Here is a 9,703-nt window from a genome sequence, read left to right on the forward strand (position 1 = left end):
AAAACATTAATAGTGTCATTGTAATGAAGAAATTAATGTTTTCTAACTAATCCGCTCATAGACCAAAAAAGAATAAGCAAACGCATGTTGCTCGTCGGTGGGAAAATCCTGCCGACTTTTCAGTTCGTAGTCTTCTTTGGGAAATTCGGGAAAATGGGCATCTCCTTCAAAAATCCCGTGAACTAACGTTAAATGAATACAATCGGCCAGCGGCAATGCCTGACGAAAAATTTCTTCCCCTCCAATCACAAAAACTTCTTTATCATTTTTGCAATGCTCTAAGGCGTCTTCCAGACTGCTTGCCCGCGTAAATCCTTCTTCCAATGGAAAATCGGCTTGCCGAGTAATGACAAAATTTCCAACCTTCGACGATAAGCGGTCGGGGGTATCGTAGCTTTTTCGCCCCATAATCATCCGACAACCTTCGGTTACTTTAAAAAAATTAGCCCAATCATTGGGCAGGGAAGGCCATGGTAGGCGGCTTTTATTGCCAATCATCCGATTTTCGGACATGGCGGCGATTAATGAAATACGCATTATTTATAATGAGAGAATGTGCGAATGGTGAATGAGTGAATGAATTTTAGCTACATTAAAAACAAAACAGCGAGGCTTTTGTTGCCCCGCTGTCTGCTTTCCTATACTTCCTAACACTTACTTAAACTATTTCTCTATCTAAAACTGCCGCACGGCCCCGGCCGCTGCGGGACCCGTAACTGTAAACTGCGGACTGTTTTATCTTCCCGTTAATTCTTCTCCAGCTCCTTTAACAGCCAGGATTTTAAATTCGGTGCGGCGGTTGAGACGGTGTTCAGCTTCTTCACAGTTTGCTCCATCGTTGCAATCGTTGACCAATTCTGATTCTCCATACCCTCTTGCTTCCAAACGGGAAGGGGTAATGCCTTTGCGTATCAAATAATCAAAAGCAGCTCTTGCGCGGCGTTCCGATAAACGGAGGTTGTAGGTATCACTGGCGCGGCTGTCGGTAAATGACCGCAATTCAATTTGCATTCCAGGATATTTTTTCATCAATTCCACTACTTTGTCCAATTCTCTGGCCGCTTCGGGGCGGATGAAAAACTTATCCAAATCGTAGTAGATGTTGTCGAGGGTAAATACATCCCCTGTGCCGTACATGCTCAAATCGCTTTCTACTACTTTCTTTTTATTCTTTTTATTCTTTCCAATGGCCTGTTCGTTGGTAGCCAATTCATCACCTTCGGCACGCAGGGCGTAGTTACGATTAGGGTCGACCTCAAACTCATAGCCGCCGTCGGTTCCTGTTACGACCGTCTTTTCTTTGCCCGTTTTTTCGTCGCGAAGGGTTACTTTTACCCCTTCCTGCGGCGCTTGGTTTACTTCGCGTTTTACAGTGCCGCGCAATATCGTGCCTTCGCTTTTGTTGAGGTAAATAGATACACTCATTTGCGGCTTCGACGATTGCGTCATGGTCGAGAAAAGTACATCGTTGGTAGCGTACCCTTCTTTTATGGCTTTGAAGTCATATTCTGTTTGCGCTTCTAAACATATTTTTGTGGTGCCATCCATGCCCGTTTGCTGAATGTCCTGGTTAGAGCCGTTTTTGACAATTCTTACGTCAGCACCTTCGATGGGCGAACCGGTTTTGGCATCTAACACTAAAATTTCGAGTGGGCGACAAGTACGACGGAAACTGTAAATGTTGTCGTCAGAGACTCCTTTTACGCGGTTGGAGCTAAAATATCCCGTTCCTCGGTCTTTGTCAGTGATAAGGCCAAAGTCATCTTTTTCCGAATTGACGGGAGCGCCGAGGTTCTGTACGCCTTTGTACGCAATTCTGTCTTTGAGTTCGGCATAAAAAATATCCAGTCCGCCTAAACCTTCGTGGCCGTCAGAAGCAAAATAGAGGTTTCCGCTTCCATCTATGAAAGGAAACATTTCGTTGCCCTCTGTATTGATTTCTTTTCCTAAGTTGACAGGAGTTCCCCATTGTCCACCGTTATATTCAACCACATAGACATCGGTTCCACCATAACCTCCTGGCATGTCGGAAACAAAATAAAGTTTGGCATCGTCGGGTGACAGGGCAGGGTGACCGCAGGAGAAGTCGTTATTATTGAAAGGTAATTCTTTTACGTTACCCCAATCTTTGCCTTTTTGGTCGGCAATGAATAATTTCAATTTATTGATACCGTCGTTGCTTTTTCTCGATTTGCCGCTGTTGTAGTTGTTTCTCGTAAAAATAACTTTCGAGAAGTCTTTAAAAAACGTAGCGGGTCCTTCGTGATATTTAGTATTCAACGTACGGCTAAATTTTTCGGCTTTTGTGGTAGGCAACGGCAGGTCTTCTTCAGGGGCGGTGCTGGGAAGTATGCTCGAATTCCCTTCACGGGAAGTAGCGCCACCAAGGGAGGCCGTTGGGTTTCGATACACCTCTTTAATGCCTTTGAGGGCAGAGGTATCGGGCGCAAAGTATAAATCTAAAAATGGAGTCTGGTTCCAGTTGAAGACTCGTTTGATTACGCCTGATTCGGCACGTGCCGAAACAAAAACCAATCCACCTTTGTAGTACATCGGGCTAAAATCAGCTTGTCGGGAGTTGACGGGCAGGTATTCTACGCGGTACATGGTCGAGTCTTTGTAAAAACGGTTCATGTCCATGTACGTTACGGTAAACTTTCGTCCCCGTAAATCAGCCGATTGTGATTCGGCATACTTGCTGTACATGCGTTGTGATTCGCGGTACTTCCCGTTGCTTGCCAATGCCTGTGCATAATACAGGAAGTTACGGCTGTCGGCATCTGTGAAGTTTTCGACCAATTCTCCGTACACTCGTTCGGCATTGCGGGTGTCTTGAAGGCGACGATAGCTGTACGCCAACTTTTCCAGGGCTTCTTTGCGTTCAACAGGATCTGTTTTTTTGTCAGTTCGCAAAAAATCCTCGTAGCCACGCACGGCATCGGCGTAGCTGTAATCATCGAAAGCCCGGTTGGCCGATCGAAGTCGGGCACTCTGGGCAAATAGATTTAGCGTTATTAGGGTTAGAGCAAATCCCAACGCTATTTTAACTACGGTTCTCATTGTATAAAAGTGTTACAGTAGCAGGAAAATAGGATTCTACTTGACTGTATACCAAATACTATGCCAAAGTCAATGAGCGAATGGCGAATTGTGAATTAGTGAATGTTTTTGTTGTGTAAATATTGTTTAATTATTTGATAATTAGATAGTTGTGGTATTTGTGAGTTTTATATAATTTTTAGTTGTCTCTTTTACTTTGAAGCGCTCATCCAGCCGAAAGCCCACTAACCAAGCTATTTTTCCCTCAGTTTCCAGAATATAGACCTTTTCTTTTAAGTTTCGAGGTACTTTATTGTCTATCAGAAAGTCACTGATTTTCTTTTGTTTCCCCTTCATTCCCAAGGGGCAAAACCGATCGCCTTTTTGCCAAAGACGGAGGGTAATTGGGAAAATAAGTGTGTCGGCATCCAAGTAAATAACGTTCGGATTGGCTTCAGCTTTTTCAATTCCATTAAAGACCTCCCATTTTAACAAACCATTCGGATAAACGATTTCACCCTTTTCGGACGTTAAATGCCATTTAAGCGGTTGTTCAGTTTGAGTGGGGGTAATAATCCAATGCGTACGGTCGGTAATTAAGGTGTGTGAAGGCGAAAAAAACTGTTTGCCGGCTTGCCCGTTTCTGCTTTTCCAAATCACTTTGGTTTGAAAATAGGTAAAATGGCAGTTCGCCAACCAATAACTTAACCGTTCGAGAGGTGAGGAGAGCTGTTCCAGTTTTTTGTATGAAATCCAAAGGCTGCCATTTTCTTCGTGTAGTGCCTCTTGAGCAGCTAATCGCATACTTTCAGCCACTATTTCCTCCGTTGCTCTCACTCGCTCGGCCAATTCACTCACCGAAGAAGCTACTTTAGGGTTCATTTCCTGTAAAATAGGTATCACTTCATGCCGAAGGCGATTGCGCAGATAATCATTACTAAAGTTGGATATGTCTTCCCGCCAAGTCAGCTGCATTTGTTGTAAAAATTGGAAAATTCTGTCTCGGGTTGCAAAAAGTAAAGGACGGATCAGAAAACCCTTTTTTGGTAAAATTCCGTGAAGTCCGGCGATACCCGTACCTCGTGTTAAATTGAGTAAAATTGTTTCGAGTAAATCATCCTGATGATGAGCCGTAAGAATATAATCGTAGCGGTGTTCCTCCCGAATTCGGTCAAACCATTCATAGCGTAACTGCCGGGCTGCCATTTGGATAGAAAGTCCATTTTGGATTGAGAAAGCCTCAGTTTCAAAACGTTGAGTATGGAATGCAACATTGTATTTTTGGGCTAATTTCTGCACAAACATCTCGTCACCTTCTGATTCTTTGCCTCTCAATTGAAAATTACAGTGTGCAATTCCAAATTTTAACCCCGACTGATGACACAGTTCCGCCAAGACAACGGAATCTATCCCTCCGCTTACGGTTAGTAACAAACGCTCGGAAGGTGTAAAAAGCTGTTTTTCTTGAATGTATAAAACAAAATCATCTAACATAAGACAGGCAGGCTTTCGTTGTGTCCGACAAAGATAGAAGGTTAAATTTTCGGTGCTTTGTACTTTTAAGTAAAGAAGCTGAATGACCGGTTACTTCTTAACGTATTATTTACATCATGGATCAACTCGCCCGCGAAAACCTTGCCGAATGGAAACGTATTTTAGCTTATTGGGAAAAATATACGCCTGACTATCAGCGCGGTGGTTTCCACGGTCGATTAAACTACGAAAATCAACCCATTTTGGATGCTCCTCGGTCTATCATTCTGACAGGGCGGATTCTGTGGACATTTTCGCTGGCGTATCGTTATTTTCATCGACGTAAATACCTAGTATTGGCCGACCGCGCGTATCACTATCTGTACAATCATTTTCGCGATACAAAAAATGGAGGTGTTTATTGGTCGGTTACGGCCAATGGGGCACCCCTCGAAACCCGTAAACAATTGTATGGACATGCCTTTGCCATTTATGGGTTAAGTGAATACTATGCCGCCTCCAAATTTAAACCGGCACTGGATTTTGCCCAAGAACTTTTCAAAACAGTGGATAAACACGGCTTTGATGCCCAACGCGGAGGTTATTACGAAGCGTTCGGTACGGATTGGGCGGTGGTGGACGATTTGATTTTGAGCAAACAACCTTGGAATAAATCACAAAATACCCATCTGCACATCATTGAAGCATTTACTAATCTCTACCGAGTTTGGCCGGATGCATTGTTGCGTGAGCGTGTTGCTCATTTGACAGACGCCTTCTTAGATAAGTTGATTAGCCCGAAAACGTATCGTTTGCGTTTGTTTTTTGACGAAAATTGGACTCCAAAAGACGAAACGGTTTCCTACGGGCATGATATTGAAGCTTCGTGGTTGCTTTGGGAAACAGCCGAAGTACTCAATGATCACGCCCGCAGTGAACGCGTTAAGCAAGTGTGTATCAAAATGGCTGAGGCCGCTTGTAGCGGATTGGGGGAGGACGGAGCGTTGGATTACGAATTTGACCCCCTCACCAATCATCATAATCACGAACGAAGTTGGTGGGTATTGGCCGAGCAGATGGTTGGGTTTCTCAATGCGTTTCAGTTAACCGGACAGCAACATTTCCGTGATAAAGCGGATAAAAGCTGGGAGTTCATTAAAAAATACGTGATAGACAATCAAAAAGGGGATTGGTTTGGTACGGTCAAACCTGATTTAACACCCGTTAAAAACGATAAAGTGAACTTTTGGAAATGTCCCTATCACAATAGTCGAGCCTGTTACGAAGTAGTTCGGAGGCTTGGGTAGGAGAGGAGTAGGAAGTTAAAAAAGTTTGCGGTTTAGAGTTAAAATACAGGGTAAATTTAACCGCAAACCGCAAACCGCTACTGCGGAGAAGGAGTAGCTATTGTTTTAATGGATTCTAATACCAATACATCATATCCTACGGCACGTCCGCCTTCTTTTTCTTCCAAGGTAAACTGTACACGATCCCCCACTACCAAATCGTTGAAATCATAATCGCGGAGACTGGTGTAATGAAAGAATACGTTGTTGGGGGGATATTTAATAAAACCAAAGCCTTCTTTTAACGATAAAATGTAGCTTTCATGGCGGTTTTCAGCATCAATGGATAAGCTATCACTTTCTTCAGAGTTTTCTTCAGCAACAACCTCTCCTTGTTTTGTGAAAATTTTCCCCTTATTTCTCGGTACAAATAATTGACTGATTAGAGATTCATTTTTAGTATTAATAACATCCTGCATGGCTACGGGATAGGTTACTTCTGCCAATAAATCCTGCGATGTACGAGTGTAAAACCGATTGCCTTCCTCGTCGGTGTATTCAAAATCCCAACCTAAGACCAACACACGCGTTCCTAAAGTGTTGAGTTTTCGCACCAAAGGCACATAATCACCATCGGCAGCGATAAGGACCAATACATCAAAACGTTTGTAGAAAGCCATTTCAAAGGCTTCGAGTGCCAGCCATACGTCTATTCCTTTTTCGTATTTTTTGCCAAGGGCACTACGAACGGGCAAATAGTGAGTAGTAACTCCTTCTGACATTAAAATGTCATCGAAGACACGTTCATAATATAATAAATCGCCTCGTTGACTGGCTTCGCCTGCGGTAAGTCTTCCGCGAAAATAATGTGCATCCACAATCTGACACAAACGGGTTGTGTTTCCTTCGAGTTCGGCTACTTTTTGACGAATAAAATCATGCAATCCATTAATACTGATACGACTGCGGCGTTCGTGGGTGTAGTTATAATAATTACTTACGTGTAAAAAATAATTACCGTCATAAAATACTCCGATGCGAGTGAGACTATTTGGGTTTTTGTTAAACATAAATGGGCGTTTTAAACTATATATAAATAGGGTAAGTGAAAAAAGCTAAGGTGAAAGACGTTCTATTTTCCATTCATTATTTTGATATTGATAACGTATACGATCGTGTAAACGGCTGGGACGCCCTTGCCAAAATTCTATTTCTTGCGGAATAACGCGGTAGCCACCCCAATGAGGAGGGCGAGGTACGAGTTGATCACCAAACTGCTTTTCAAATTTAGCTAATTTATCGGTAAGAACTTCACGATTCTCAATGACATTGCTTTGGGAAGAAACCCATGCCCCTAACTGACTGCCTCGGGGGCGAATTGAAAAATAAGCATCTGACTCAGCTTCGCTCACTTTTTCAACTTTTCCCACGATTCTCACCTGACGTTCCAATTCCGCCCACCAAAAAGTTAAGGCAGCTAATGGGTGTGCCGACAAATCAGCCCCTTTGTGACTATTATAATTGGTATAAAAAGTAAATCCGTGGTCATCTAACTCTTTTAGTAAGACAATTCGGCCTTGTGGATACCCTTCCTGACTAATTGTACTTAAAAACATGGCATTGGGTTCGATTACCTGCGCAGAAAGTGATTCACCAAACCACTTTTTAAATTGCTCTATCGGACTTTGTAAAATATCCTGTTGGTCTAACCCGTTAAGCGTGTAATCCTTCCGGAGGTGGGCAATTTTAGAATTTTCCACTACTAAATGTGCGTTAAAAATGAAAAAGAGATTTTAAAACACCGAAAAACGGCTTTAATTATTATTTTTGCAAATCTAAGCGATTACCACCACATTTACGATGATTAACGACGGAGCAGAACTAAGCGAAAGCGAACAACTCACTCAAGAGAGTGTTGCAGCCATGGAAGAACTTGAAGTGGTTGAAGAACAGGCAGTTGATTATAGTCAACTGGATAAAAAAGACTTTGTCAGTTTGCTGGAAAACCAGTTTGCTCTCGCCAAAAGCGAAAAAGCAAAACCGGCTAATTTTAAGCGCACTGACGAATTGTTGAAAGAAGTAAAAGTATTTTTCGACCAAATTAAAAAAACGGACCGGGATGAAGCCGAGCGCCGTTATGTGGCCGAAAATGGTTCTGAGGAAGGGTTTGACTACAAGCCCGATGAACTGACTCAACGTTTTGAATCATTGTATCGCCAGATCAAGGACGTAAAAAACCACTACTTCCAAGACTTAGAAAAGTCAAAAGATAAAAATTTTGTAATAAAGACGCAATTACTTCAGCGCCTGCGTGAACTCGTAGATGCTGATGAAAGTAATGCTAAAAATCCGGGAACGAGCTGGCAGGAGTTCAAGAAAATTCAGGACGAATGGAAAGCTGCCGGAAATATAGCTTCGCCTCATAACAGCACTCTTTGGGCTACTTTCCATGCCTTGATAGATCGTTATTACAGCAATCGCAATATTTATTACGAACTGAAAGAATTGGATCGCAAGAAAAATCTCCAATTAAAAGGGGAATTAGTCGAAAAAGTGGAAGCGCTGGCGCAGTCTTTAGAAGGCAAGTCTCTTACCAGAGCGATTTTGGAAGAAGCTAATGCTCATTTTGACGAATATAAGCACATTGGCCCCGGACCTAAAGCGGAGCAGGAAGTTCTTTGGCAACGGATGAAGGTAGCTTTGGATACGCTTCATGATGCTCGCCGTGCCCAAACGGAAGACCAAAAGCAGGTACTGTCTCAGAATTACGAGATAAAATCAAAGATATATGAAGACTTGGTGCCTTTTACGGCTTTTACGTCAAGCAGCATCAATGAGTGGAATGAAAAGACGAAAGAGGTAGTAGCGCTTCAGGAACAGTGGGTAAATGCCAAAGGGCAAATGTTGCGTGAAGAAGGTCGCGAGTTGAGCAAGAAGTTTTGGGCAACACTTAAAACGTTCTTTCACAACAAGGGTGAGTTTTTCCGTCAACTGGAATCGAAACGCGAACAAAATCTAAAACTCAAAACGGAGCTTTGTGAAGCCGTTGAAGCAATTATAGAAACGGGAGAAGATTCTGCTGCCAATACTGATAAGGTGATTGCTTTGCAAAAGCAATGGAAACAAATCGGGCAGGTTCCGGAAAAATTCAAAGACACTATTTTTGACCGCTTCAAAAAAGCATGTGATGCTTATTTTGATCGTAAACGCGCCAAAAACTCAGAAGTTGAACGAGAGTTTGTTGAAAATTTAGCGCAGAAGCAGGCAATTTGTGAAAAGATAGAAGCAGGAGCCAAAGCCGGCGAGGCCAACCTGAAAGATTTGAATGCGTTTAAATCGGAATGGTCGAGTGTTGGATTTGTTCCTAAAAAAGATATGCAGGCTATTAACAAACGCTACATTGACGCGGTCAATTCATACGTGAGTGCCATAGGTAAATTGTCTTCCAAAGAGCGCGAGCAGGTTATTTTAGAAAACGAAGTGGCAATGGCTACTGATGGAGAATCAGTTCGTAATCTTCAACGCAAAGAAACGGACATTCGCCGTCGGATGACTCAAATTGAAAATGATTTGACTATCTGGCAAAATAATATTGAATTTTTCGGTCGTTCTAAAAACGGCGAAAAAGTGCGTGCAGAATTTGAGAAAAAAATCATTGCGGCACAAAAGCAACTCGCTGATTTAAAGCACCAACTGAAAATAGTGCGTGAAGCTTTGTAGTTTTTTTGACGAAAAAGTTGCGTGATATTGTTAAAACCGCTACTTTTGCACCACGAAAATAAGGAACGCCTCCATAGCTCAGCTGATAGAGCAACTGACTTGTAATCAGTAGGTCGCTGGTTTGATCCCGGCTGGGGGCTCCAAAAGTTACTAACGAAGTGACTTACTAGTAAAGTAAAATTGAG

7 protein-coding genes and 1 tRNA gene are annotated in these 9,703 nt (G+C 42.6%); 3 read left to right on the plus strand and 5 right to left on the minus strand.

All coding sequences use genetic code 11. From position 1 onward, the window contains the following. Window positions 1–42: 42 nt before the first annotated feature. The 3 genes from Q0081_RS25360 to tilS form a co-directional block, all read right to left on the minus strand. Window positions 43–537, minus strand: coding sequence for a dihydrofolate reductase (locus Q0081_RS25360; protein WP_298360312.1), 495 nt, complete (start codon window positions 535–537; stop codon window positions 43–45). 198 nt (window positions 538–735) lie between these two features. Further along, on the minus strand, window positions 736–3,060 hold the full coding sequence (locus tag Q0081_RS25365) for an OmpA family protein (RefSeq protein ID WP_298360314.1): 2,325 nt from the start codon (window positions 3,058–3,060) through the stop codon (window positions 736–738). A 141-nt stretch (window positions 3,061–3,201) separates the two neighbouring features. Next, the gene (gene tilS, locus Q0081_RS25370; protein WP_298360318.1) at window positions 3,202–4,533 is read right to left on the minus strand and encodes a tRNA lysidine(34) synthetase TilS; all 1,332 of its coding nucleotides are present in this window, start codon (window positions 4,531–4,533) and stop codon (window positions 3,202–3,204) included. 116 nt (window positions 4,534–4,649) lie between these two features. Between tilS and Q0081_RS25375 the strand changes: the two genes are divergently transcribed. Beyond that, on the plus strand, window positions 4,650–5,819 hold the full coding sequence (locus Q0081_RS25375) for an AGE family epimerase/isomerase (RefSeq protein ID WP_298360320.1): 1,170 nt from the start codon (window positions 4,650–4,652) through the stop codon (window positions 5,817–5,819). 77 nt (window positions 5,820–5,896) lie between these two features. Here Q0081_RS25375 and Q0081_RS25380 read toward each other — a convergent pair whose 3' ends face one another. Together Q0081_RS25380 and pdxH are read right to left on the minus strand one after the other, a co-directional pair. Next, a complete protein-coding gene (locus Q0081_RS25380; RefSeq protein ID WP_298360322.1) occupies window positions 5,897–6,868 on the minus strand; it encodes an NYN domain-containing protein in 972 nt (323 codons plus the stop codon). Window positions 6,869–6,913: 45 nt separating this feature from the next. Next, window positions 6,914–7,558 (minus strand): pyridoxamine 5'-phosphate oxidase, encoded by a 645-nt coding sequence (gene pdxH, locus Q0081_RS25385; RefSeq protein ID WP_298360323.1) that lies wholly within the window; start codon window positions 7,556–7,558, stop codon window positions 6,914–6,916. 100 nt (window positions 7,559–7,658) lie between these two features. Here pdxH and Q0081_RS25390 point away from each other — a divergent pair, with 100 nt between their 5' ends. Together Q0081_RS25390 and Q0081_RS25395 are read left to right on the plus strand one after the other, a co-directional pair. After that, complete coding sequence (locus Q0081_RS25390; protein ID WP_298360325.1) at window positions 7,659–9,518, plus strand: DUF349 domain-containing protein; 1,860 nt, start codon at window positions 7,659–7,661, stop codon at window positions 9,516–9,518. 67 nt (window positions 9,519–9,585) lie between these two features. Continuing rightward, window positions 9,586–9,661 (plus strand) — tRNA-Thr (locus tag Q0081_RS25395). Window positions 9,662–9,703 lie beyond the last annotated feature (42 nt).

This window comes from Runella sp. (assembly GCF_027484545.1).
In the GTDB taxonomy this organism is placed as follows: domain Bacteria; phylum Bacteroidota; class Bacteroidia; order Cytophagales; family Spirosomataceae; genus Runella.

Bases quoted from the DNA above. Each gene is read 5' to 3' on its own strand.
- tilS (WP_298360318.1), bottom strand. From the start codon at position 4,533: ATGTTAGATGATTTTGTTTTATACATTCAAGAAAAACAGCTTTTTACA.
- Q0081_RS25365 (WP_298360314.1), bottom strand. From the start codon at position 3,060: ATGAGAACCGTAGTTAAAATAGCGTTGGGATTTGCTCTAACCCTAATA.
- Q0081_RS25380 (WP_298360322.1), bottom strand. From the start codon at position 6,868: ATGTTTAACAAAAACCCAAATAGTCTCACTCGCATCGGAGTATTTTAT.
- Q0081_RS25360 (WP_298360312.1), bottom strand. From the start codon at position 537: ATGCGTATTTCATTAATCGCCGCCATGTCCGAAAATCGGATGATTGGC.
- Q0081_RS25390 (WP_298360325.1), top strand. From the start codon at position 7,659: ATGATTAACGACGGAGCAGAACTAAGCGAAAGCGAACAACTCACTCAA.
- Q0081_RS25375 (WP_298360320.1), top strand. From the start codon at position 4,650: ATGGATCAACTCGCCCGCGAAAACCTTGCCGAATGGAAACGTATTTTA.